This window comes from Stenotrophomonas sp. Steno-Z4 (assembly GCF_056393145.1).
The window spans coordinates 127,451-148,865 of record NZ_JBWJPC010000005.1; the positions used below are offsets into that span (position 1 = coordinate 127,451).

Annotated in this window: 25 protein-coding genes; 13 read left to right on the plus strand and 12 right to left on the minus strand. The window is 67.2% G+C overall.

Annotated features, from left to right (window positions below; genetic code table 11):
* The first annotated feature begins 16 nt into the window (after positions 1-16).
* Positions 17-1,660 carry a Na+/H+ antiporter gene (locus AC06E7_RS13120; protein ID WP_068848952.1) on the plus strand — a complete coding sequence of 548 codons (1,644 nt, stop codon included), beginning with the start codon at positions 17-19 and terminating at the stop codon, positions 1,658-1,660.
* Between the two features lie 51 nt (positions 1,661-1,711).
* Here AC06E7_RS13120 and AC06E7_RS13125 read toward each other — a convergent pair whose 3' ends face one another.
* On the minus strand, positions 1,712-1,960 hold the full coding sequence (locus AC06E7_RS13125; RefSeq protein ID WP_478065019.1) for a DUF3297 family protein: 249 nt from the start codon (positions 1,958-1,960) through the stop codon (positions 1,712-1,714).
* A 101-nt stretch (positions 1,961-2,061) separates the two neighbouring features.
* Between AC06E7_RS13125 and AC06E7_RS13130 the strand changes: the two genes are divergently transcribed.
* Entirely contained in the window at positions 2,062-2,604 is a 543-nt protein-coding gene (locus AC06E7_RS13130) for a DUF6630 family protein (RefSeq protein ID WP_068848954.1), read from the plus strand.
* A gap of 37 nt (positions 2,605-2,641) precedes the next feature.
* On the opposite strand, the gene AC06E7_RS13135 is transcribed toward AC06E7_RS13130, so the two are convergent.
* The 5 genes from AC06E7_RS13135 to msrB form a co-directional block, all read right to left on the minus strand.
* Entirely contained in the window at positions 2,642-2,917 is a 276-nt protein-coding gene (locus tag AC06E7_RS13135; protein WP_068848955.1) for a DUF4031 domain-containing protein, read from the minus strand.
* Between the two features lie 14 nt (positions 2,918-2,931).
* On the minus strand, positions 2,932-3,429 hold the full coding sequence (locus tag AC06E7_RS13140) for a hypothetical protein (RefSeq protein WP_217537929.1): 498 nt from the start codon (positions 3,427-3,429) through the stop codon (positions 2,932-2,934).
* A 130-nt stretch (positions 3,430-3,559) separates the two neighbouring features.
* Positions 3,560-4,537 (minus strand): flagellar motor protein MotB, encoded by a 978-nt coding sequence (gene motB, locus AC06E7_RS13145; RefSeq protein WP_095364551.1) that lies wholly within the window; start codon positions 4,535-4,537, stop codon positions 3,560-3,562.
* Between the two features lie 9 nt (positions 4,538-4,546).
* Entirely contained in the window at positions 4,547-5,401 is an 855-nt protein-coding gene (gene motA, locus AC06E7_RS13150) for a flagellar motor stator protein MotA (RefSeq protein ID WP_068848960.1), read from the minus strand.
* A 259-nt stretch (positions 5,402-5,660) separates the two neighbouring features.
* Positions 5,661-6,128: a peptide-methionine (R)-S-oxide reductase MsrB gene (gene msrB, locus AC06E7_RS13155; RefSeq protein WP_320458158.1), complete on the minus strand. Its 468-nt coding sequence runs from the start codon at positions 6,126-6,128 to the stop codon at positions 5,661-5,663.
* Between the two features lie 105 nt (positions 6,129-6,233).
* On the opposite strand from msrB, the gene AC06E7_RS13160 reads away from it, so the two are divergent.
* Positions 6,234-6,641 (plus strand): classical arabinogalactan protein 4, encoded by a 408-nt coding sequence (locus tag AC06E7_RS13160; RefSeq protein WP_320458157.1) that lies wholly within the window; start codon positions 6,234-6,236, stop codon positions 6,639-6,641.
* A 144-nt stretch (positions 6,642-6,785) separates the two neighbouring features.
* Positions 6,786-6,950, plus strand: a complete 165-nt coding sequence (locus AC06E7_RS13165) for a lana protein (protein WP_068848964.1) — start codon at positions 6,786-6,788, stop codon at positions 6,948-6,950.
* Positions 6,951-7,029: 79 nt separating this feature from the next.
* Here the strand turns inward: AC06E7_RS13165 and AC06E7_RS13170 are convergent, their stop codons facing one another.
* Complete coding sequence (locus AC06E7_RS13170; protein WP_068848966.1) at positions 7,030-7,509, minus strand: AsnC family transcriptional regulator; 480 nt, start codon at positions 7,507-7,509, stop codon at positions 7,030-7,032.
* A 148-nt stretch (positions 7,510-7,657) separates the two neighbouring features.
* Here AC06E7_RS13170 and AC06E7_RS13175 point away from each other — a divergent pair, with 148 nt between their 5' ends.
* Positions 7,658-8,971: a D-amino acid dehydrogenase gene (locus AC06E7_RS13175; RefSeq protein WP_478065020.1), complete on the plus strand. Its 1,314-nt coding sequence runs from the start codon at positions 7,658-7,660 to the stop codon at positions 8,969-8,971.
* Complete coding sequence (alr, locus tag AC06E7_RS13180; RefSeq protein WP_095364548.1) at positions 8,950-10,026, plus strand: alanine racemase; 1,077 nt, start codon at positions 8,950-8,952, stop codon at positions 10,024-10,026. Before AC06E7_RS13175 ends, alr begins: the two co-directional genes overlap by 22 nt.
* Here the strand turns inward: alr and AC06E7_RS13185 are convergent.
* Entirely contained in the window at positions 10,013-10,573 is a 561-nt protein-coding gene (locus AC06E7_RS13185; protein WP_217537925.1) for a DUF3016 domain-containing protein, read from the minus strand. The genes alr and AC06E7_RS13185 overlap by 14 nt on opposite strands.
* A gap of 209 nt (positions 10,574-10,782) precedes the next feature.
* Between AC06E7_RS13185 and AC06E7_RS13190 the strand changes: the two genes are divergently transcribed.
* Positions 10,783-12,792 carry a hybrid sensor histidine kinase/response regulator gene (locus AC06E7_RS13190; RefSeq protein WP_414715872.1) on the plus strand — a complete coding sequence of 670 codons (2,010 nt, stop codon included), beginning with the start codon at positions 10,783-10,785 and terminating at the stop codon, positions 12,790-12,792.
* A gap of 14 nt (positions 12,793-12,806) precedes the next feature.
* Complete coding sequence (locus tag AC06E7_RS13195) at positions 12,807-13,097, plus strand: DUF3247 family protein (protein ID WP_447784032.1); 291 nt, start codon at positions 12,807-12,809, stop codon at positions 13,095-13,097.
* Positions 13,098-13,139: 42 nt separating this feature from the next.
* Here AC06E7_RS13195 and AC06E7_RS13200 read toward each other — a convergent pair whose 3' ends face one another.
* Positions 13,140-13,403 (minus strand): hypothetical protein, encoded by a 264-nt coding sequence (locus tag AC06E7_RS13200; RefSeq protein WP_068848976.1) that lies wholly within the window; start codon positions 13,401-13,403, stop codon positions 13,140-13,142.
* Positions 13,404-13,553: 150 nt separating this feature from the next.
* Between AC06E7_RS13200 and AC06E7_RS13205 the strand changes: the two genes are divergently transcribed.
* Genes AC06E7_RS13205 through AC06E7_RS13215 form a run of 3 tightly spaced genes read left to right on the plus strand, consistent with a single transcriptional unit; the run spans position 13,554 to position 16,083 of the window.
* On the plus strand, positions 13,554-14,672 hold the full coding sequence (locus AC06E7_RS13205) for a class I SAM-dependent methyltransferase (protein WP_478065021.1): 1,119 nt from the start codon (positions 13,554-13,556) through the stop codon (positions 14,670-14,672).
* On the plus strand, positions 14,669-15,388 hold the full coding sequence (locus AC06E7_RS13210) for a pseudouridine synthase (protein WP_068854534.1): 720 nt from the start codon (positions 14,669-14,671) through the stop codon (positions 15,386-15,388). Before AC06E7_RS13205 ends, AC06E7_RS13210 begins: the two co-directional genes overlap by 4 nt.
* Positions 15,385-16,083: an HAD family hydrolase gene (locus AC06E7_RS13215; protein ID WP_478065022.1), complete on the plus strand. Its 699-nt coding sequence runs from the start codon at positions 15,385-15,387 to the stop codon at positions 16,081-16,083. Before AC06E7_RS13210 ends, AC06E7_RS13215 begins: the two co-directional genes overlap by 4 nt.
* 237 nt (positions 16,084-16,320) lie before the next feature.
* Here AC06E7_RS13215 and fabB read toward each other — a convergent pair whose 3' ends face one another.
* Together fabB and fabA are read right to left on the minus strand one after the other, a co-directional pair.
* Positions 16,321-17,529: a beta-ketoacyl-ACP synthase I gene (gene fabB / locus AC06E7_RS13220; RefSeq protein ID WP_068848982.1), complete on the minus strand. Its 1,209-nt coding sequence runs from the start codon at positions 17,527-17,529 to the stop codon at positions 16,321-16,323.
* Positions 17,529-18,044 carry a 3-hydroxyacyl-[acyl-carrier-protein] dehydratase FabA gene (gene fabA, locus AC06E7_RS13225; protein WP_068854535.1) on the minus strand — a complete coding sequence of 172 codons (516 nt, stop codon included), beginning with the start codon at positions 18,042-18,044 and terminating at the stop codon, positions 17,529-17,531. The genes fabB and fabA overlap by 1 nt, the downstream gene beginning before the upstream one ends.
* 219 nt (positions 18,045-18,263) lie before the next feature.
* On the opposite strand from fabA, the gene dinB reads away from it, so the two are divergent.
* Positions 18,264-19,331 carry a DNA polymerase IV gene (gene dinB, locus AC06E7_RS13230; RefSeq protein WP_478065023.1) on the plus strand — a complete coding sequence of 356 codons (1,068 nt, stop codon included), beginning with the start codon at positions 18,264-18,266 and terminating at the stop codon, positions 19,329-19,331.
* Between the two features lie 375 nt (positions 19,332-19,706).
* Here dinB and AC06E7_RS13235 read toward each other — a convergent pair whose 3' ends face one another.
* On the minus strand, positions 19,707-20,345 hold the full coding sequence (locus AC06E7_RS13235; protein ID WP_478065024.1) for an NAD(P)-dependent oxidoreductase: 639 nt from the start codon (positions 20,343-20,345) through the stop codon (positions 19,707-19,709).
* Between the two features lie 97 nt (positions 20,346-20,442).
* On the opposite strand from AC06E7_RS13235, the gene AC06E7_RS13240 reads away from it, so the two are divergent.
* Positions 20,443-21,345: a LysR family transcriptional regulator gene (locus AC06E7_RS13240; RefSeq protein WP_478065025.1), complete on the plus strand. Its 903-nt coding sequence runs from the start codon at positions 20,443-20,445 to the stop codon at positions 21,343-21,345.
* Positions 21,346-21,415 lie beyond the last annotated feature (70 nt).

The following is a 21,415-nucleotide window of genomic DNA, read 5'->3' on the forward strand; positions in this document are numbered from 1 at the left end:
GCTCTCTGGAAAATGCATGCATACGATTGAAGTCGTCCTGGCGATGCTGGTGGCGGTGGTCGCCAGCGGCTACCTGGTCCGCGTACTGCCGTTGTCGCTGCCGCTGCCGCTGGTGCAGATCGGCCTGGGTGCGGTGATTGCGGGGGTATTCAACCGTGGCCACGCGCTGGAACCGGAGATGTTCTTCCTGTTGTTCCTGCCGCCGCTGCTGTTCCTGGACGGCTGGCGCATTCCCAAGCAGGGCCTGTTCCGCGACAAGGGCGTGATCCTGGAGCTGGCCTTCGGGCTGGTGGTGTTTACCGTGATCGGCGCGGGCCTGCTGATCCACTGGATGATTCCGGTGATGCCGCTGGCGGTGGCGTTCGCACTGGCGGCGATCATTTCGCCGACCGACCCGGTGGCAGTCAGCTCGATCGCGTCGCGCGCGCCGATTCCCAAGCGGCTGATGCACATCCTGGAGGGCGAATCGCTGTTGAACGATGCCTCCGGCCTGGTCTGCTTCCGCTTCGCGGTGGCCGCGGTGATGACCGGTACCTTCTCGCTGGCAACGGCCTCGGTGACGTTCCTGTGGGTGGCGGTGGCCGGCCTGGCGATCGGCGTGGCGGTGACGCTCGGTGTGTCCACCTTCCAGCGCTGGCTGTGGCGGCGCTTCGGCGAAGAGCCAGGCGCGGCGCTGCTGGTCAACCTGCTGATTCCGTTCGCGGCCTACCTGCTGGCCGAAGAGGCCAACGCCTCGGGCATCCTCTCGGCGGTGGCCGCCGGTATCACCATGAGCTACGTGGAGCTTACCGGCCGCGTGTCGGGCAGCATGCGCGTGCAGCGTATGGCGGTGTGGAACATGCTGCAGTTCTCCTTCAACGGCATCATGTTCGTGCTGCTGGGCGAGCAGCTGCCGGGCATCGTGGACCGCGCCATGACCACGGTGAGCGAAAGCGGGCACCAGAGTGCGTGGTGGCTGCTGGTGTACGTGGTGGTGATCAACCTGGCCCTGGTGCTGCTGCGCCTGGCCTGGGTGTGGCTGTCGCTGCGCTGGAGCGTGCTGCGTGCGAAGCATCGCGGTGAGGCGCGGCCAGGCACCTCGTGGCGCATCGTGGTGGCCACCTCGGTGGCCGGCGTACGCGGTGCGATCACGCTGGCCGGTGTGTTGACCCTGCCGCTGTTCCTGCCCGATGGCAGCGCCTTCCCGGCGCGCGACCTGGTGATCTTCCTGGCCGCGGCGGTGATCCTGGTGTCGCTGGTCGGTGCCAGCGTGGCGCTGCCGCGCCTGCTCAAGGGACTGGAACTGCCGGCGGACTCGGGCGAGCGCAAGGAAGAAGACCTGGCGCGGCGGCTGGCTTCGAAGGCCGCGCTGGCCGGGGTGGAGCGCATGCGCCAGCAACTGGTGCAGAACCAGACCACCGACAACGTGCAGCTGTACAACGATGCGGCCTCACGGGTGAGCCTGCTGTACCAGCGCAACCTGGAAAAAGACCAGGGCCCGGATGCGGACCCGGAAAAGGTGCGGCGCATGGAGCAGGGCTACCGGCAGCTGCGCAGTGCCGGGTTGACCGCCGAACGCGAAGAACTGTTCCGGTTGACCCGGCGCGGGCGGATTTCCGACGAGATCTCGCGCAAGCTGATCCGCAACCTGGACCTGCTGGAAACCCGGCAAAAGGATTGACGGCGCAGCCGTCAATCCCGGGTAGCAACCGACCGTGGGCCGGTTGACCGATTATTCCGTCTTCTGATCCAGGTAATACGCCACCACGGTGCCCTTGACCTTGATGGTCATCGGGTTGCCACGGCGGTCGCGGGCCTTGCCGGCCTGCACCCGGATCCAGCCTTCGCTGACCGAGTATTCCTCGACGTTGTCGCGCTCGACATCGTTGAAGCGGATGCCCACGCCGCGCTCCAGCGCAGCGGCATCGTGGAAGGGGCTGGCGGGGTTGATCGCCAGGTGATCGGGAGGGGTATCGCTCATGGTCATTGGATGCTGACAGCCACCACGGCCATCTTCAGGCGCACAGGATAACCGTAGGGTGGCCGTGGCAGAATGCCTGCCTGTCTCCAGGAATACCGGCCATGCCCGACAACAGCGACTATTTCGACTTCGAAGAAGACGAACGCGATTTCGACGAAGACGACTTCGAGGCCCGTATCTGGAACCTGTTCGTGCTGATCAACCCGGGCGACGAGGAACTGGGCCTGCAGCAGTTCAACCGCTGGCGCGAGGCGCTGCTGGAGAACGGTGAGGAGATCGACGAGGAGGCCGACTGGCTGCCGCCGCTGATGGCCGCCATTGCCTGGCAGTCCGGCTTCGAGGTGGAGCGTGAAGACACCGATGCGCTGGTGTCGGCGGTGAACGAGCTGTCCGCGCGCTGGAACCTGCAGCTGGACTGGGGTGGCGACCTGGATGACGAGGATTTTGCCGCCCACGTCGACGCGCCGCGGCTGATGGGCACCGCCTACGACCGCCTGCGCGAGCACAATTACTCGCTGTGGAGCGTGGATACCGGCAACGGCGGCCTGGCCGGCTGGATGGCACTGCAGCGCGATGATGACGCCATGCTGGCGCTGTGTTCGCTGCTGGGGGTGGAAGTGCGGCCGGGCTCGGATCCGTTCTGACAGGTCACCCGACCCACGGTCGGGGGCTACCGGCGGATCAGGCCGTGTATTGCGATCTGGCGTTGGCGATGACGGCTTTCACCAGCGCCCGGTCGGTGTGCCGGGAAATGGCGGTCGCACCCAGCGCGATGGCCTGCAGGCGCAGGGGCGCGGGGACGTCGTAATGGGCGCCACTGCGGCGGTTCTGGAAGGCCCGCCGGGGAATCCCGAGCTGCGCCGCCATGGCGTGCAGCTCGGGCAGGGTGTCGGCCATCAGATGCGCCCAGCGCTCGCCGCGCCAGGGGTGTACCGCATCGTCGATATAGACCGTCACCGGGTGGCCGTGGCTCAGGCCTGCGGCTTGTCGTCGCTGGCAGCCGGGGTGGCTTCGGCGTCCTCGGCAGCCGGTTCGGCGGCCGGGGCGTCTTCGGCAGCGGTGTCAGCGTCGTCGCCTTCTTCGCCTTCCACGCCTTCGAACTCGGAAACCAGCTGGCTCAGGTACTCGTCGGCGGTCTTGCCTTCATCGGCGGCCAGGTCGTCGATCAGCTGCTGCAGCTGGGTCGAGTATTCCAGGGTGACCTTGCGGCCTTCCTTCTCCTGGACATTGGAGAGGTGCTTGAGCATGGCCAGCATCGGCACCGGGTTGTCGGCGTTGCCCATGGTCTGGCCGCCGATGGCCAGCAGCCATTCGGTGCCCTGCAGGCCGATCGCAGCGACCACCTGGCCTTCTTCGTTGGTCAGCACGGCATGGTTCTGGACCGGCTGCTGGGCGTTGAGGCGGTTGATCGGGCGCTTGGGCTGGAGCTTCTTGCGCTTGTCGCGCTTGGCCTTGGACTGCTTGGACATGGAATCGGTCTATCGGTACGGGAAAGACCGCCATTGTAGTGGGGGTTGCGCGGGGATGCTGGGACGAGCGGCTCCCGGCCCTGCACAACCCCCGGTAGGTAACGACCGTTGGTCGTTACGCCCGAAGGGCTCAGGGCGAAGCGGAGACGGGGGCAGCGGCCGGGGCCGGTGCCGGCGCGCCTTGGGCCGCCTGGATGTCGGCGTCCTGGACGGTCGGCGACAGCGCCACTTCCTGGCCCGAACCGGCCAGCGCGGCGGCTTCGGCGGCCTTGGTCATCACCACGATGCTGATGCGGCGGTTGATCGGGTTGTCCGGCTGGGTCTTGTCGAACAGCACCGAGGAGGACAGGCCGACCACGCGGGTGACCTTGTCGTCGGCCATGCCGCCATCGAGCAGCGCACGCCGGGCGGCGTTGGCGCGGTCGGCGCTGAGCTCCCAGTTGCTGTAGCCGTGGGCGGCGTTGTACGCGGTGATGTCGGTATGGCCGGTGATGCTGATCCGGTTCGGCACGTGGTTGATGAACTGCGAGAGCTCGCGAAGGATGTCGCGCGTGTAGGTCTTCAGCGCGGCACTGCCCATGTCGAACATCGGCCGGTTCTGCTTGTCCACGATCTGGATGCGCAGGCCTTCCGGGGTCAGGTCCAGCAGCAACTGGTCCTTGAACGGCTCCAGCGCCTGGCTCTTGCTGATCGCTTCTTCCAGTTCCTGCTTGAGCACTTCCAGCTGCTTCTTCTCACGCTCGCGCTCGTCTTCCTGCGGCACCGGGCGCTCGGCCTGGTGGTTCTGGAAGGGGTCGTTGCTGTTGCCGCGCGACACATCGGTGGCGCCGCCCAGCTTGATCATCGAGGTGCTGGCGCCGCCCGGGCCGGCCATGCCCGGGGCGGGCGTGGGGCTCTGCCCGGTGAGCGGGCTGGGGTTGCGGAAGTATTCGGAAATGGACGCGCGTTCGGGCTTGGTGGTGGCCGCCATCAGCCACAGCACCAGGAAGAACGCCATCATGGCCGTGACGAAGTCGGCGTAAGCCACCTTCCAGGCGCCGCCATGGTGCGCGGCGTGGCCGCCTTTCTTGACCCGGCGGACGATGACGGTGGGTTTGTTCTCGGCCATGGCGGTGCCTTACTTGACCGTCTTGAGGTGCTGTTCGAATTCGCTGAAGCCCGGACGCACGTTGGACGGCAGGGTCTTGCGCGCGAACTCCAGCGCGATCTTCGGGTTGTAGCCGCGCAGGCAGGCCAGCAGGGCGGTCTTGACCGACTCATAGATGCGGCTGTCCTGCTCGGCGCGTGCTTCCACGGCCGCCGCCAGCGGGCTGACGAAGCCGTAGGCCAGCAGGATGCCCAGGAAGGTACCCACCAGCGCGCCGGCCACGTGCGCGCCCACTTCGGTGATTTCGCCACCGATCGAGCCCATGGTGATCACGATGCCCAGCACCGCCGCCACGATGCCGAAGCCGGGCAGGCCGTCGGAGACCTTGTTGAGCACGGCCGAGGGCTGCATGGCTTCGGCGTGGTGCTTTTCCAGCTCCATTTCCAGCAGCGGTTCCAGCTCGTGCGGTTCGATGTTGCTGCCGATCATCAGGCGCAGGCAGTCAGTCATGAAGTCGACCAGGTGGTGGTCGGCCTGCACCTTCGGATAGTTGGCGAAGATGGCGCTGTCGGCCGGGCGCTCGACATGGTCTTCCAGCGCCATGAAGCCTTCGCGGCGGGCCTTGTTGAGCAGTTCGTAGAGCAGGCTCAGGACATCGATGTAGTCCTGCTGCTTGTAGCGCGGGCCCTTGAACACGCCCACCGTGGCCTGCAGGGTCTGCTTGACGGTCTTGAGCGGGGTGCCGACCAGGAACGCGCCCAGCGCCGCGCCACCGATGATGACCAGCTCATAGGGCTGCCACAGCGCGCCGAGCTTGCCGTGCGCGCCGACATAGCCGCCGAGCACGCTGAGGATGACGATGAGGAAGCCAACAATGATGAGCATGGGGCGGGCGCGGCGGTGGGGATATCACCATGTCGGCCTGGCGCGCGCATTCTGAAGGGGGGGCGTGGTCGGACGTCACAGTTTTGGCCGGCACGTCGTACCCACCAACGGTGGGTACCTACCGGTGCATCGCACAGTACCCACCAACGGTGGGTACCTGCCGGGTACGTCGCCCGGAGGGTGCCGACCCCGCCTCGTCCGGAGGGTGCCGCCCCCGTGGTAGGTGCCCACCGTTGGTGGGCACGCATTGCCGGGGCGCTCAACCGGCTGGCTGGGCCTCGGCTCCCCCGCGTTGCAGCGGATCCGGGTAAGGCTGACCGTTGGCGGTGAACTGCAGCGAAACCGAATTCAGGCAATGCCGCTCGAACGTCGGCGCCGGGCCATCCGGGAACACGTGGCCGAGATGGCTGTCACAGCGGGCGCAAACGATTTCAGTTCGCACCATGCCATGACTGACATCACGGATTTCGCGCACATGGTCCGGGTCGAACGGGGCGAAGAAGCTCGGCCAGCCGGTGCCGGAGTCGAACTTGGTGCTGGAACGGAACAGCGGCAGGCCGCACAGGCGGCAGCCGTAGACGCCGTCCTGCTTGTTGTCCAGGAACACCCCACAGAACGGGGCTTCGGTGCCGTGCTGGAGCAGGACGCGGCGCTCGTCGGCGCTGAGCCCGGCCACCAGCGTGTCGCGCTGGGCGTCGCTGGGCGGGGAGAGATCGAATGCGGTCATGGGTGGTCCTCGTGGGGATGGCAGGAAAATGGGGGCGGCGTCGCCCGGGGGCAAGCGCCGATGGCATTCATGGTGCTGACACGCGTGCTGGCGCAGGGTGAATGCATGTCCCGTCGTGAGTCCGCCGCCATGAAACGCTTCTTCCGGGGTGTCGTGTCGCTGGCCGTGCTGCTGCCGCTGGTCGCGGTGGCGCAGATGGCCGCGCCACGCAAACCCACCGATACCCGCCCGCCCACCCCCGTGGTACCTGCGCAGGCGCCGTTGCCCGCGCCGGTGAACACCCCGGCGCAGACGACGCAGCAGCTGCGCACCCACCCCATCCAGAGCCAGGGGCCGGCCCAGGTGGTGCCGCCTCCGCCGCCGGCCACCACCGCGCCACCCAAGGTGTATGACCGACACGGCCGCATCGTGCCGGGCATGAAGCAGGCTGGCCCCAACCGCGTACTGGATACGCGCACCGGCCGCTATTACGACGCGGTGCCCACCGGTGATGGCCAACGCATCAAGCCCTGATGCATGAACGTTTCACAACCAATGCCCGCAGTCATCGGTGTCAACGCCGCAGCTCACTGCAATTTCGCCTGCGATTAACCGGCATTCGCCGAGTCTGTACGTGCGCCGCAACAACGCGCATCCCCAAGCTCAGAAGGTGCAGTTATGGCTAATCAGCAGAAGGGCAATCCCGGCAAGATGCCGCAGGAACAGCAGGGCCAGCAGAACCAGAAATCCGGCCAGCAGAACCAGCAGCAATGGGATCAGCAGAACCAGAAGGGTGGCAAACAGCAGGACCAGCGCCACCAGGACCAGAAACAGCAGCGTTGATGCCTCTGGTCGGCAGCTACACGGGCGGTGCGCGCAAGCGCGCCGCCTTTTGCGTTTGCGCGGGTCGGTGCGGCGCGGGTCAGTCCGGAATCGGGAGGGTCAGCGTTTCCTTGACCTCTTCCATCACGATGTAGCTCTTGGATTCGCGCACGTGCGGCAGGGTCAACAGGGTGCTGCCCAGCAGCTTGCGGTAGGAAGCCATTTCGCTGATGCGCGCCTTGAGCAGGTAATCGAAATCGCCCGAGACCAGGTGGCATTCCAGTACGTTGGGCAGCTTCAGCGCCGCGCGGCGGAACTCCTCGAAGATGTCGCCGGACTTGTAGGCCAGGCTGATCTCCACGAACACCAGCAGGCTGGCCTTGAGGTACTGCGGGTCCAGCCGTGCGTAGTAGCCGGTGATGGCGCCATCGCGCTCCAGCCGGCGCACCCGCTCGGTGCAGGGGGTGGTGGACAGCCCGACGCGCTCGCCCAGTTCGGTGAAGGAAATGCGCCCCTCCTCCTGCAGGATGCGCAGGATCTTGCGGTCGATCTTGTCCAGCTCGCGGGCACGGGCGGCCATGGCGTCAGCCTCTCAGTGGTGTTGGCGGGACAATATCCTGCCTGAGGCGCCAAAAACAGCAAAATTGCTTGGTTTGGCCGGAATATACTTCCTCAATTATGGTCCCGGCACGCTCCAGTGCAGGGAATGATCGGGTTGGAGAGGTCTCATGCGCGTTCTAGTCCTGGGTAGTGGGGTAATCGGCACGACCAGTGCCTGGTACCTGCGGCAGGCCGGGTTTGAAGTCACGGTGGTGGACCGCCAGCCCGGCCCGGCGCTGGAAACCAGCTTCGCCAATGCCGGCCAGCTGTCGTTCGGCTATACCTCGCCGTGGGCCGCCCCGGGCGTGCCGCTGAAGGCGGTGAAGTGGCTGTTCTCCGAACACGCACCGCTGGCCATCCGCCCCGGGCTGGACCTGAACCAGTACCGGTGGCTGGCGCAGATGCTGCGCAACTGCACGCACGAGCGCTACGCCATCAACAAGGCGCGCATGGTGCGCATGTCCGAATACAGCCGCGATTGCCTCAACGAGCTGCGTGCGCAGACCGGCATTGAGTTCGAAGGCCGCGACCTGGGCACCACCCAGCTGTTCCGCACCCAGCAGCAGCTGGATGCCTCGGCGCAGGACATCGAAGTGCTGGCCCAGTACGGCGTGCCGTATGAAGTGCTGGACCGCGCCGGCATCATCGCCCACGAACCGGCGCTGGCCAGCGTGGCCGACAAGCTGGTGGGCGCGCTGTGGCTGCCGCGCGACCAGACCGGCGACTGCCAGCTGTTCACCCGCCGCCTGGCGCAGATGGCGATGGATGCCGGGGTGGAATTCCGCTTCGACCAGGACATCGCCGGGCTGGAAACCGACGGCGACCGCATCACCGGCGTGCGCATCGACGGCAAGGTCGAAACCGCCGACCGCTACGTGGTGGCGCTGGGCAGCTATTCGCCGTCGCTGGTGGCCCCACTGGGCATGCACCTGCCGGTGTACCCGCTGAAGGGCTACTCGCTGACCCTGCCGATCACCAACGCGGCGATGGCGCCGACCTCGACCATCCTGGACGAGAGCTACAAGGTGGCGGTAACCCGTTTCGACGACCGCATCCGCGTGGGCGGCATGGCCGAAGTGGGCGGGTTCGACCTGTCGCTGTCGCCGCGCCGCCGCGCCACCCTGGAAAAGGTGGCGGGCGACCTGTACCCGGAGGGCGGCGACCTGTCGCGCGCCGAATTCTGGACCGGGCTGCGCCCGGCCACCCCGGATGGCACGCCGGTGATCGGCGCCACCCCGTACCGCAACCTGTTCCTCAACACCGGCCACGGCACGCTGGGCTGGACCATGGCCTGCGGCTCGGGCCGCTACCTGGCCGACCTGATGAGCGCGCGCCAGCCGCAGATCAGCACCGAAGGCCTGGATATCTTCCGTTATGGCGGCCACCACGCCGCGTCCGTCCAACACAGTGAACCGAATGCATGCGCCCAGCCCGCGCGTTGATTGACCTGGAGGCGTTGCGCTCCAACTTCCGCCTGGCCCGTGAACTGGGCGGCGGCCGCAAGACCCTGGCCGCGGTAAAAGCCGATGCCTATGGCCACGGTGCCGTGGCCTGCGCGCGCGCGCTGGACGGCGAAGCCGATGCGTTCGGGGTAGCCTGCATTGAAGAGGCGCTGGAACTGCGCGCGGCCGGCATCACCTCGCCGATCCTGCTGCTGGAAGGGTTCTTCGATGCCGACGAGCTGCCGCTGATCGTGCAGCACAGCCTGTGGTTCGCGGTGGCCGCGCCGTGGCAGGTGGACGCGGTGGAAGCGTTCCAGACCGACGCCACGCTGCAGATCTGGTTGAAGCTGGACAGCGGCATGCACCGCCTGGGCCTGTCGCCCGAAGATTTCCGCGCCGCGCACGCGCGGCTGTCGGCGCTTCCGCAGGTGGCACCGATGGTGCTGATGAGCCACATGGCGCGCGCCGACGAACTGGACAGCCCGCGGACCCGCGAACAGGCGGACCTGTTCGCCGCCACCATCGACGGCCTGGCCGGCGAAACCAGCCTGTGCAATTCACCGGCGCTGCTGGGCTGGCCGGACGTGCGCAGCGATTGGGTGCGCCCGGGCCTGATGCTGTACGGGGCCAACCCGCTGCAGAAGCACAACGCCTTTACCGAGCGCCTGCGCCCGGTGATGACCATGCAGTCGAAGATCTTCGCGGTCCGCGAGATCGCTTCGGGCGAACCGGTCGGCTACGGCGCACGCTTCGTGGCAGAACGCCCCACCCGCGTGGGCGTGGTGGCGCTGGGGTATGCCGATGGCTACCCGCAGTTCGCGCCGAACGGGACCCCCGTCCAGATCGATGGCCAGCCCGGCCACCTGATCGGCCGGGTCTCGATGGACATGCTCACCGTGGACCTGACCGACCTGCCGCAGGCCGGGGTGGGCAGCACCGTCACCCTGTGGGGCGATGCCCCACGCTTGGACGTGCTGGCACCGCTGTGCAAGGTCAGCGCCTACCAGTTGCCGTGTGCGGTCAAGCGCGTGGCGCGGGTGCTCAGCGGCGCGTAGGCGGCAGCAGGCGCCGCAGCCAGTCATCGATCATCCGCTTCTCATAGCGCAGCGGGTCGTTGTTGCTGAGCAAACCAGTGTTGCCCAGGTAGTTCATGTCGATCAGCTTCTCCTCGCCCTGGCGGACCACCCCACCGGTGGCGTCGCGCAGGGTGAAGGTCAGGGTCATCCGCGGCGGATAGATGTTGCGCATGATCCGCACGTCATTGCCGCGCGGGCCGTTCTGCGGCTCGAACTCGCCGGCCCGCTTGATGTCGGTGATCTCCACGTCCAGGGTCTGGCCCGGGGGCAGGCGCTTGCTGGCGCTGCTGCGCAGGTAGTCGGCAAGCTGCTGCACCCAGTTGCCGCTTTGGGCCTCGAACCGGTTGGTGCTGCTGCGGATTTCAGTGAACTGGGCCGGGTCCGTCCACTTCACCTGGACCGGGCTTTCGCCGGTGAGCGCGCGGGGCGCCTTGGGGTCGGTGACGGTGCGCGGGGCGGCGGACGCGCTGCCGACAAGCAGCAGCAGACAGCCCAGAGCACCAGCCAGCAAGGGTTTGCGGTTCATGGCGTTGCCTCGGTCGGAGCGGCGGAAGAAGGTCGGTACTGAGTGTGATCCTGATCCGCCAGCGGGACAATTGCCGGAAACGGCAGGCAGGATCCCCGGTAGCCGGCAATTCACTTACGTCAAACCGGCAAGGGGCGCTTGACGCTACGAATACGCGCTCTGGAAGATGCTGTCTCCCTCCGTTCCACCAGTTGCCCCTCTTGACGCCCTTGCCCAGCCTGCCCGCCTCAACCCTGGAACGCGCCCCGTACGTGCCTTCGGCGTCCGATCCTTCCTTGCACCGCAGCGTGCTGGAAGGCCTCAGCGCTGGCTTCTGCATCATCGAGGTGATGATCGAAGACGGCGTGGGAGTCGACTACCGGTTCCTGGAAGTCAACGATGCCTTCGAGCGCAACACCGGCTTGAACCAGGCCTCGGGCCGGCTGATGAGCGAACTGCAGCCGACCCACGAGCCGGAGTGGTACCGGGTGTACGGCCAGATCGCCCTGACCGGGCGCTCCCAGCAGTTCGAGCTGGAAGCACGCGCGCTGGGCCGCTGGTATGCGGTCGAGGCGATGCGGGTAGGCGAGCCGCACGAACATCGCGTCGCTGTGCTCTTCTTCGACATCACCAACCGCAAGCAGATCGAAGTGGAGCTGGCCGAAAGCGAGGCGCGTTTCAGCGCGCTGGCCGATGGCCTGCCCATGCCGGTGTGGGTGCTGGACGAACGCGCGCATGCGCGCTTCGTCAACAGCGCCTTCAGCGAATTCTTCGGCGGTGACGAACAGCGCGTGCCGGAAGATGTCTGGCGCGGTCTGGTCCACCCCGACGATGTGTCCGTGTTCGATTACGAGCTGCAGGCCGCGATCAAGGCGCAGCGCTCCATGCAGGTGCTGGTGCGCGGGCTGCGCGCCGATGGCCAGTGGCGCTGGCTGGAAATGAGCGCCCAGCCACGCTTCTCGCGCATGGGCCGGTTCATCGGCCTGGCCGGCAGCAGCACCGACGTCACCGACCGGCGCGAAATCGAAATGGCGCGCGAAGAGCTGCTGCAGTCCGAGCGCGCCGCGCGCAATGCCGCTGAAAGCATGGCGCGGTTGAAGGACGAATTCCTGGCCACGCTCTCGCACGAGCTGCGCACGCCGCTGACCACCATCCTGGGCTGGAGCGAGCTGCTGCTGCAGCGCGTGGACAGCACCAGCCCGCTGTTCAAGGGGCTGGGCGTGATCGCCAACAGCGCCATGGCGCAGAAGCGGCTGATCTCGGACATGCTGGACCTGAGCAGCATGCTGCTGGGCAAGGTGCAGCTGGAAGTGGAAGTGCTGGATCTGCGCGTCCAGCTCACCGAGGCCATGCGCGCCCAGGAACTGGTAGCCGAAGGCAAGGCGCTGGAAACCCGGCTGGTCATGCCTGACGAACCGGCGCTGGTGCTGGGCGATGCCACGCGCCTGCAGCAGGTGCTGTGGAACCTGCTCAGCAACGCCATCAAGTTCACCCCCGCCGCCGGCTCGGTCACGGTCACCCTGGCCACCGACGGTGATCACTGGACAGTGACCGTGGCCGATTCGGGCGACGGCATTGCGCCGGAGTTCCTGCGCCATCTGTTCAGCCGCTTCCGCCAGGCCGATGGCACCACCACCCGCCGCCATGGCGGGCTGGGCCTGGGCCTGGCGATCGTGCAGCAGCTGGTGGAACTGCACGGCGGCACGGTCACGGCCAACAGCGAAGGCCAGGGCCAGGGTGCGGAATTCACCGTGCAGCTGCCGCGCTACCAGCCCCAGGCCGATGGCCGGCCGCTGCGCGAAGTGTTCAGTGGCCCGATCCGCGAACAGCTGATCGAGCCGTACCCGCTCAAGGGCCTGCGCCTGCTGGCGGTGGAAGACCAACCCGAAGTGCTGGAATACCTGCGCCGGCTGCTGGAAGAGCAGGGCGCACAGGTCACCGCGGCGGCTTCGGCCGGCGAAGCATTGGCGCTGCTGGATGCCGGCGGCCATGAGGCGGTGGACGTGCTGCTGACCGACATCGGCATGCCGGGCATGGACGGGTATGGGCTGGTGAGTGCGCTGCGCCAGGACTTCGGCCTCGATGCCAACGCGCTGCCGATCGTGGCGGTGACCGCGCTGGCCCGTGCCGACGACCGCAAGCGCGCGCTGGCCTCGGGCTTCCAGGAACACGTGGCCAAACCCTATTCGGTCGCGCAGCTGGTCACCGCAGTACGCAGCGTCCTGGCCGGACGGAATTGAATCAAAGGAACCGCATGTCCCGCATCGCCCCCCGCATCCACACGAACCCGGCCGACATCGCCCAGCTCGAGGCGTTGCTGCCCCAGCTCAAAGGCCAGACCCAGGTCGAAGTCACGCTGAAAGACGGTCGCCGCCTGCTCGGCACGGTGGCGGTACAGCCCACCGTGCAGCAGTACCGAAATGCGGAAGAGAACGAAGGCAGCAACGGCCAACTGCGTCTGGATGACTTGGATGCCCCGGTGCAGCAGCATGTGCTGTGGCTGGATGAGATCAGCGCGATCCGCCAGCTGCCCCCGGTGGAATGACCCTCCGGGCCGTGCCGGGCCCTGCCCGGCACGCGCCTTTCCTCAATGCGTGAAGACTTCCGGCTCAGCTTCGAAGCGGCGCGCATAGGCGCGCTCATCCGCAATCCGGGCGACTTCGTCATCGGCCATGTCGGGCGCGCCGTACACCGCATAGGCCACGGCGCCATCGGCCTGCTTGCCCACCTGGTGCAACCGGTACCTCGAATGCCCCCCACCGGTGTCCTCGGGGTAGTGCACCGGCGGCTGTGCGCCCTCCAGATCCATTTCGCTGTTGTCGACCACGCCACCGACGAACAATGCGCGCATGAGCTACCTCCGTTGCGAATGAGCCTTCACCCTGACCGACAGCCTGTTGCGATGGCATCAAGGCAGCGTTGAATAAACGCAAATCGGCCGCCGAACGGGGCCGATCGGCCGAAACGGTAGAATGGCGGCCTCTTTTCAAGATGTGCCCCCATGGCTGCCCAGCACGACGCCCCCCTGGAAACCCTGTTCCTGCCGTTCGGCGGCGCGCTGACCTGGCCGGCCGGGCCGGTGCTGTTCCTGCGCGCCCGCGATGGCTGGCCGCTGCGCGAGCACGCCCAGCCGGGCCAGCTGGTCTGCGAGCAGAGCTTCCGCCCGTTCGCCGATGCGCTGGAAGCCAGCGGCTGGACCGTGCGCGACGAGCAGCAGTTGGCCGATGACACCACCCGCTACGCGCTGGTGCTGGTGCTGCCGCCGCGCCAGCGTGAAGAAGCCCGCGCGCTGTTTGCCCGCGCGCTGGCGCTGGCCGCCCCGGGCGGCATCGTGGTGGCCTGCCAGCACAACAACGAAGGCGCCCGCTCAGGCGAAGGCGACCTGCAGCAGCTGGCCGGGCTGGGCGGCAAGATGACCAAGAACCACTGCCGGGTGTACTGGACCGCGCCGTTGGATGGCCAGCATGACGTCGCCCTGGCCCAGCGCTGGGCTGCGCTGGACGCGCCGCGCGCGATCCTGGGCGGGCGCTTCCAGAGCCGCCCGGGCATCTTCGCCTGGGACCGCATCGACCCGGCCTCGGCGCTGCTGGTGGAACAGCTGCCGGCCGACCTGGCCGGCCGCGGCGCGGACCTGGGGGCCGGCTTCGGCTACCTGTCCAGCGAAGTGCTGCAGCGCTGCCCGCAGGTGAGCGCGCTGGACCTGTTCGAGGCAGAAGGCCGCGCGCTGGCGCTGGCCAGGGTCAATCTGGAGGCACTGGGCAAGCCGGCCAAGCTGGGCTTCCACTGGCAGGACGTCACCGCCGGCATCGAGGCGCAGTACGACTTCATCGTCACCAACCCGCCGTTCCACACTCCCTCGCGTGCCGACCGCCCGGACATCGGCCAGCGCTTCATCGCCGTGGCCGCGCAGGCGCTGCGCCCGGGTGGGCGGATGTGGCTGGTGGCCAACCGCCACCTGCCGTACGAGCAGATCCTCAACGAAAGCTTCGGCCAGGTGCGCGTGGCTGCAGAACGCGACGGCTTCAAGCTGATCGAGGCGACCAAGGCCAGCAAGAGCCCCACCCCCGCCAGGGCCCCGCGCAGCGACGAGCCGAAGTGGGGCCGCGGGGGCCGCGCATGAAGCTGGTGAAACTGCTGGCCAACCTGGGTTACGGCAGCCGCAAGCAGGTGCAGGGCATGTTCCGCGAGGGGCTCATCACCGATGCGGACGGCGAGGTGCTGTACGCCGATGACCAGGTCGCCCACGAAGCGATCCGGGTCGAGGGGGAGCCGCTGGATCCGCCGCAGGGGCTGACCCTGATGCTGCACAAGCCGCGTGACTACACCTGTTCGACCAAGGACAAAGGCCGGCTGATCTACGACCTGTTGCCGCCGCGCTTCCGCGAGCGTTCGCCGGTGCTGTCGTCGGTGGGCCGGCTGGACCGCGACACCAGCGGCCTGCTGCTGATGACCGACGACGGCGCCCTGCTGCACCGGATCGTGTCGCCCAAGTCGCGGCTGGACAAGGCCTACCAGGTCACCGTGGCCGAAGACCTGCGCGGTGACGAGGTGGCACGTTTCGCCAGTGGCGCGCTGATGCTGGAAGCGGACGACAAGCCGCTGCTGCCGGCCGAACTGCACGTGCGCTCGGCGCGCGAGGCCGAACTGGTGCTGCACGAGGGCCGCTACCACCAGGCCCGGCGCATGTTCGCGGCGGTGGGCAACCACGTGCAGGCACTGCACCGCAGCCGCATCGGCGGGCTGTCGCTGGGCGACCTGCCCGAGGGCGAGTGGCGCATGCTGGATGCGGCGGACCTGGAAACGCTGTTCACCGGGCACCTCACCGACGCGTCATGACCGCCATCGCCGCCCTGCCGTTCCTGCCCGAAGCGGTCATCTTCGACATGGATGGCCTGATGATCGACAGCGAGCGGGTGTCCATTGCGTGCTGGTCGCAGGCCGCACGGGAACTGCAGCTGCCGTTCGCCGATGACTTCTGGCTGGGCATGGTCGGGTTGGGCGACCGCGACTGCGAACAGCGGCTGCTGCGCCACATCGATGCCGGGCAGGTAGCCGCGCTGTATGCGCGCTGCCACGACCTGTATGAAGCGCGCACCCAGCAGGGGCTGCCGCTGCGTCCCGGCATACTGGCGCTGCTGCAGCTGCTGCAGGCACACGCCCTGCCGCGAGCGGTGGCGACGTCCACGCGCGAGCCGCGCGCGTCGCGCAAACTGGCGGCGGCGGGGTTGCTGGGTTACTTCGACCACGTGGTCACCAGCAGCGACGTGGCCTACCCGAAGCCGGCGCCGGACATCTACCTGCTGGCGGCGCGGAAACTGGGCAAGGATCCCGCGCGCTGCCTGGCGCTGGAAGATTCCCCGGCCGGCATCCGCGCGGCGGTAGGCGCCGGCATGACCGCGATCCAGGTGCCGGACCTGGTACATCCGGATGCCGACCTGCGCGCGCTCGGCCACCGCATCGTGGAATCGCTCACCGACGCCCACGCACTGCTGCTGCCGCTGCTGCAAAGCGACGGTAGGGCCGAAGGGTAGAGCCGAAGGTGGAACCGAAGGGTAAAACCGAAGGGTAGAACCGAAGGGTAGAGCCGAAGGGTAGAGCCGACTGTTAGTCGGCTAAGCGCGAAGCGCGATCATAGACCCCGCCAAAGGCAGCCGACTAACAGTCGGCTCTACCGGGAATCTCACGCCGTTCCACCCGCATTATTCCGCCCGTAAACCAACAAAAAACCCGGCACGTGGCCGGGTTTTTCATGTCGATGCCGCGCGGAATCACACCCGCCCGAACACCAGCGCTGCGTTGGTGCCGCCGAAGCCGAAGCTGTTGGACATCACCGTGTTCAACTGCTTGTCCTGGCTCTCGCGCACGATCGGGAAACCTTCCACGGCCGGGTCCAGTTCGCCGATGTTGGCCGAACCGGCGATGAAACCATCGCGCATCATCAGCAGGCAGTAGATCGCTTCGTGCACGCTGGCCGCACCCAGCGAATGGCCCGACAGCGCCTTGGTCGACGACAGCGGCGGAATCGATTCGCCGAACACTTCGCGCACCGCCTTCAGCTCGGTCACGTCACCGAGCGGGGTCGAGGTGCCGTGCGTGTTGAGGTAGTCGATCGGGCCGCTGAGGTTCTGCATGGCCATGTTCATGCAGCGCACCGCGCCTTCACCGGACGGGGCGACCATGTCGGCACCGTCGGAGGTGACGCCGTAGCCCACCAGTTCGGCATAGATGCGTGCACCGCGTGCCACGGCGTGGTCGTAATCTTCCAGCACCAGCATGCCGCCGCCACCGGCGATGACGAAGCCGTCGCGGTCCTTGTCGTACGGGCGCGATGCGGTGGCCGGGGTGTCGTTGAAGCGGGTGGACAGCGCGCCCATCGCATCGAACATGACGCTCATCGACCAGTGCAGGTCTTCGCCGCCACCGGCGAACATCACGTCCTGCGCGCCATGCCGGATCAGGTCGGCGGCGGCGCCGATGCAGTGCGCGGAGGTGGCGCAGGCAGCGGACAGCGAGTAGCTCAGGCCCTTGATCTGGAAGGCGGTGGCCAGGCAGGCCGACACGGTGGAGCACATCGTGCGCGGCACCATGTACGGGCCGACCTTGCGCACGCCACGCGCGCGCAGGATGTCGGCCGATTCGACCTGCCACTGGCTGGAGCCGCCGCCGGAGCCTGCAATCAGGCCGGTGCGCGGGTTCACCACCTGCGCTTCGTCCAGGCCGGCATCGGCGATGGCGTCGCGCATGGCGATGTAGGCGTAGGCCGAGGCATCGCTCATGAAGCGCTTGAGCTTGCGGTCGATCTGCGCGTCCAGGTCCAGTTCGATGTTGCCGCCCACGTGGCTGCGCAGGCCGGCGTCGGCGTGGTCGGGAAGGTTGCGGATGCCGGCGCGGCCTTCACGCAGTGCGGTGGACACGGTGTCCAGATCGTTGCCCAGGCACGAGGTGATGCCCATTCCGGTAATGACGACGCGACGCATCAGAAGTTCTCGGTGGAAGTGAACAGACCTACGCGGAGGTCTTTGGCGGTATAGATTTCGCGGCCGTCGACCAGCATGCGGGCATCGGACTGCGCCATGACCAGCTTGCGGTTGATGACGCGGGTGATGTCGATTTCGTAGGTGACACGCTTTGCGTCGGGCAGCACCTGGCCGGTGAACTTCACTTCACCGCAGCCGAGTGCGCGGCCACGGCCGGGCGCGCCCAGCCAGGTGAGGTAGAAGCCGGTGAGCTGCCACATTGCGTCCAGGCCGAGGCAACCGGGCATCACCGGGTCGCCGATGAAATGGCAGCCGAAGAACCACAGGTCGGGGCGGATATCCAGTTCCGCGCGCACGTAGCCTTTGCCGTGTGGACCGCCGTCATCGCGGATGTCGGTGATGCGATCGAACATCAGCATCGGGTCATTGGGCAGGCGACCGCTGCCCGGCCCGAACAGTTCGCCACGGGCACTGGCCAGCAGCTGTTCGCGCGAGAACGCGTTGAGACGAGTCATGGAAAACGCAATCCTGAAGATGGAGGGCGGCGGTTTGTTGCCGTTGAAAGCACCCAAGAGTGCAGAGTAATTTCCATTCAATCAAACGTTTTAACCGTACGCCGGCGTAGTGTTTTCAGCTTGAAAAACGCATGTTGTTGTTATGAAAAGACCATACTCAGGCGTGTGGCTGTAATCTTGTTCATCTATTCCCGCCGCTTGGGCCCTTGAGCTTCCGCCGTGTCCGCACAACGCAAGATCATCCACGTCGATATGGACGCGTTTTACGCGTCGGTGGAGCAGCGCGACAATCCGTCGCTGCGGGGGCTGCCGGTGGTGGTGGCGTGGAAGGGGGCGCGTTCGGTGGTGTGCGCGGCGTCGTACGAGGCGCGGGTGTTCGGGATCCGTTCGGCGATGCCGGCGATGCGGGCGGAGCGGCTGTGTCCGGATGCGGTGTTCGTGCCGCCGGATTTCGTGCGCTACAAGGCGGTGTCGCGCCAGGTGCGGGAGATTTTCCTGCGGCATACGGATCTGGTGGAGCCGTTGTCGCTGGATGAGGCGTACCTGGATGTGACGGTGCACAAGGGTGGGATGACGGTGGCGACGGAGATCGCGGCGCTGATCCGCGCGCAGATCCGGGAGGAGACGCAGTTGACGGCGTCGGCGGGGATCGCGCCGAACAAGTTCCTGGCGAAAATCGCGTCGGATTGGCGCAAGCCGGACGGGCAGTTCGTGGTGCCGCCGCACCGGATCGATCAGTTCCTGATGCCGCTGCCGGTGAAGCGGGTGCCGGGGGTGGGCAAGGTGATGGAGGGCAAGCTGTCGGAGCTTGGGATCGTGACGGTAGGCGATCTGCGTGGGTTGCGGCTGGAGGAGCTGGAAGGGCGCTTCGGCAGTTTCGGGGCGAGTCTGTACCGGCGTGCGCGTGGTATCGATGAGCGTCCGGTGGAGCCGGACCAGCCGGTGCAGTCGATTTCGTCGGAGGATACGTTCGCGGAGGATCTGCCGCTGGAGGCGCTGGAGCCGGCGATCGTGGAGCTGGCGGGCAAGACGTGGAACGCAACGCGGAAGACGGACCGGGTGGGGCACACGGTGGTGCTGAAGTTGAAGACGTCGCAGTTCCGGATCATCACGCGCAGTTTCACGCCGGAATCGCCGCCGGAAACGCTGGAGGAGTTGCGCGATATCGCGCTTGCGTTGCGCGCGCGCGTGGATCTGCCGGCCGAGACGCGTTATCGCTTGGTGGGGGTTGGCTTGGGCGGGTTCCGCGAGCGTGAGCCGGTCAGCCAGATGGGGCTGTTTGACTGACGCAACAGCGACAGCGACAGCTACGGCAACAGCAACAGCAACAGCAACAGCAACAGCGGGGTTTCATTGCTCCGGGTAGCGGGTCGGCGGGTGCGGGTTGGCGGGACACGCCGTGAACCCATCCATGGGGGCTTGTAGAAAACATCCATGTTTTCTACAGTCCCGCCAACCCGCCCCCGCCGGCCCGCCCAAGCTGGGCTGGCACGCAATGAACAGCGGGAGCAACTGCGCATTGCAACCGACCGCGGGAACTTGAAGACACTGTCCTCAGGTCGGTGGGACGACGGTAGGGTCGCATCCCAATCGACCGCCGATGGCAATGCAGCGCGCGGTGGGGCATGAAAATAACCAAATGCCGCGCATCACCACTCTCGATCAATACGCCACGGTCGCAATCGTCCGCACGTACTGCGGCTTCTCGATCTCGCTCACGAACGCATCGGCGTAATCGGCGTAACTGATCCGGCTGTGCCCATCGGCGCCAACCAGGAACTGCTTGGCCTGCGTGCGGAAACCACCCTTCTGCGGCCCCGGGCCGATTTCAGCCGCCGGCGAATAGAACGTCCAGTCGAGGTCATCCACCTTCTGCAGCAGGTTGAACGCCTGGCGCGCGGCGAGTGCAACGGGCTTGTACGCATCGGGGAAGCCTTTGGTGTCGACCAGCTGTACGCCGGGGGCGACTTCGAGGGTGCCGGCGCCGCCGACCATCAGGAAGCGCGGGACGCCGGCCTGGCGGGCGGCCTTGACCAGTTCGGCGGTGACGGTGGTGACGGTGGACGGGTCATCGCCGGGGCGCGGGCCGAAGGCGCTGGCCAGGACGTCGTGGCCGGCAATCACGGCGGCCAGGGCGTCGGTGTCGTCGAGCGCGGCGACGGCGAGCTGGGCGCCGTCGAGTTCGGCGGGCAGGCCGCTGTCGCGACGGACGATGGCGGTGACCTGGTGGCCGCGGGCCAGGGCCTGGCGGGTGATTTCACGGCCGATGTTGCCGGTGGCACCGACGAGGGCGATCTTCATGGGGCAGGGTCCGTTGTGGGAGGACGGCCAGCATATGCGCCTGAAAGCGGACGAAAAACCGCGTATAACGGCCTAATTTGTTGCGCGGATCGATCAAATGGACCGGCTTACGGCAATGCAGGTGTTCGTGGAGGTGGCCGAGCGCGGCAGCCTGACGGCGGCTGCGGAGGCGCTGGATATGTCGCGGGCGATGGTGACGCGGTACCTGGCGGAGGTGGAAACGTGGCTGGGGGCGCGGCTGCTGCACCGGACCACGCGGCGGATCAGCCTGACCGGGCCGGGGGAGGCGGCGCTGCTGCGGTTCCGGCAGATGCTGGCCATCGGCGATGAGCTGCAGGGCGAGGTGGCCAGCGACAACCCGGAGCCGCATGGGGTGTTGCGGGTGACGGCGAGTGTGTCGTTCGGGCAGCTGCACCTGGCGGCGGCGGTGGCGGAGTTCGTGCGTCGGCATCCGTTGACGCGGGTGGAGCTGTTGCTGGTGGACCGGGTGGTGAACCTGGTGGAGGAGCGGGTGGATGTGGCGGTGCGGATTTCGCGGGCGATTGATCCGAGCCTGATCGCGCGGTGGCTGGCGCCGTGCCGGTCGGTGTTGTGCGCGGCGCCGTCGTATCTGGCCGAGCGGGGCACGCCGGTCAGTGCCGATGCATTGGCGGGGCACAACTGTCTTACCCATCATTACGTGGGTAAAAGCGTGTGGCAGCTGCAGCGGCAGGGGCGTGCGATTTCGGTGGCGGTGGGCGGCAACATCAGTGCCAACGAGGCGTCGCTGTTGCTGGAGGCGGTGCGGGCGGGGGCGGGGATTGCGATGTTGCCGACGTACCAGATCGCGCCGTTGCTGCGTTCGGGTGCGCTGGTGGAGGTGTTGCCGGAGTACCAGGTGGAGGAGATGGGCATCCATGCGGTATATGCGTCGCGGCGGCAGTTGCCGGCGGTGATGCGCAGCTTCCTGGATTTCCTGGTGGAACGGTTTGCGGGGAAGGAGTTCCTGGCGCGGATCTGACGCAGCTCGGTCCGGCTTCGCGTGGGACACGCATGGGGTGTCGCTACAATCATTCACCCCACGACGTGAA

Excerpts from the sequence above, each read along its gene's own strand:
- AC06E7_RS13120 (WP_068848952.1), top strand. The coding sequence starts at position 17 with ATGCATACGATTGAAGTCGTCCTGGCGATGCTGGTGGCGGTGGTCGCC.
- AC06E7_RS13125 (WP_478065019.1), bottom strand. The coding sequence starts at position 1,960 with ATGAGCGATACCCCTCCCGATCACCTGGCGATCAACCCCGCCAGCCCC.
- AC06E7_RS13130 (WP_068848954.1), top strand. The coding sequence starts at position 2,062 with ATGCCCGACAACAGCGACTATTTCGACTTCGAAGAAGACGAACGCGAT.
- AC06E7_RS13140 (WP_217537929.1), bottom strand. The coding sequence starts at position 3,429 with ATGTCCAAGCAGTCCAAGGCCAAGCGCGACAAGCGCAAGAAGCTCCAG.
- motB (WP_095364551.1), bottom strand. The coding sequence starts at position 4,537 with ATGGCCGAGAACAAACCCACCGTCATCGTCCGCCGGGTCAAGAAAGGC.
- motA (WP_068848960.1), bottom strand. The coding sequence starts at position 5,401 with ATGCTCATCATTGTTGGCTTCCTCATCGTCATCCTCAGCGTGCTCGGC.
- msrB (WP_320458158.1), bottom strand. The coding sequence starts at position 6,128 with ATGACCGCATTCGATCTCTCCCCGCCCAGCGACGCCCAGCGCGACACG.
- AC06E7_RS13160 (WP_320458157.1), top strand. The coding sequence starts at position 6,234 with ATGTCCCGTCGTGAGTCCGCCGCCATGAAACGCTTCTTCCGGGGTGTC.
- AC06E7_RS13165 (WP_068848964.1), top strand. The coding sequence starts at position 6,786 with ATGGCTAATCAGCAGAAGGGCAATCCCGGCAAGATGCCGCAGGAACAG.
- AC06E7_RS13170 (WP_068848966.1), bottom strand. The coding sequence starts at position 7,509 with ATGGCCGCCCGTGCCCGCGAGCTGGACAAGATCGACCGCAAGATCCTG.
- AC06E7_RS13175 (WP_478065020.1), top strand. The coding sequence starts at position 7,658 with ATGCGCGTTCTAGTCCTGGGTAGTGGGGTAATCGGCACGACCAGTGCC.
- alr (WP_095364548.1), top strand. The coding sequence starts at position 8,950 with ATGCGCCCAGCCCGCGCGTTGATTGACCTGGAGGCGTTGCGCTCCAAC.
- AC06E7_RS13185 (WP_217537925.1), bottom strand. The coding sequence starts at position 10,573 with ATGAACCGCAAACCCTTGCTGGCTGGTGCTCTGGGCTGTCTGCTGCTG.
- AC06E7_RS13195 (WP_447784032.1), top strand. The coding sequence starts at position 12,807 with ATGTCCCGCATCGCCCCCCGCATCCACACGAACCCGGCCGACATCGCC.
- AC06E7_RS13200 (WP_068848976.1), bottom strand. The coding sequence starts at position 13,403 with ATGCGCGCATTGTTCGTCGGTGGCGTGGTCGACAACAGCGAAATGGAT.
- AC06E7_RS13205 (WP_478065021.1), top strand. The coding sequence starts at position 13,554 with ATGGCTGCCCAGCACGACGCCCCCCTGGAAACCCTGTTCCTGCCGTTC.
- AC06E7_RS13210 (WP_068854534.1), top strand. The coding sequence starts at position 14,669 with ATGAAGCTGGTGAAACTGCTGGCCAACCTGGGTTACGGCAGCCGCAAG.
- AC06E7_RS13215 (WP_478065022.1), top strand. The coding sequence starts at position 15,385 with ATGACCGCCATCGCCGCCCTGCCGTTCCTGCCCGAAGCGGTCATCTTC.
- fabB (WP_068848982.1), bottom strand. The coding sequence starts at position 17,529 with ATGCGTCGCGTCGTCATTACCGGAATGGGCATCACCTCGTGCCTGGGC.
- fabA (WP_068854535.1), bottom strand. The coding sequence starts at position 18,044 with ATGACTCGTCTCAACGCGTTCTCGCGCGAACAGCTGCTGGCCAGTGCC.
- AC06E7_RS13235 (WP_478065024.1), bottom strand. The coding sequence starts at position 20,345 with ATGAAGATCGCCCTCGTCGGTGCCACCGGCAACATCGGCCGTGAAATC.
- AC06E7_RS13240 (WP_478065025.1), top strand. The coding sequence starts at position 20,443 with ATGGACCGGCTTACGGCAATGCAGGTGTTCGTGGAGGTGGCCGAGCGC.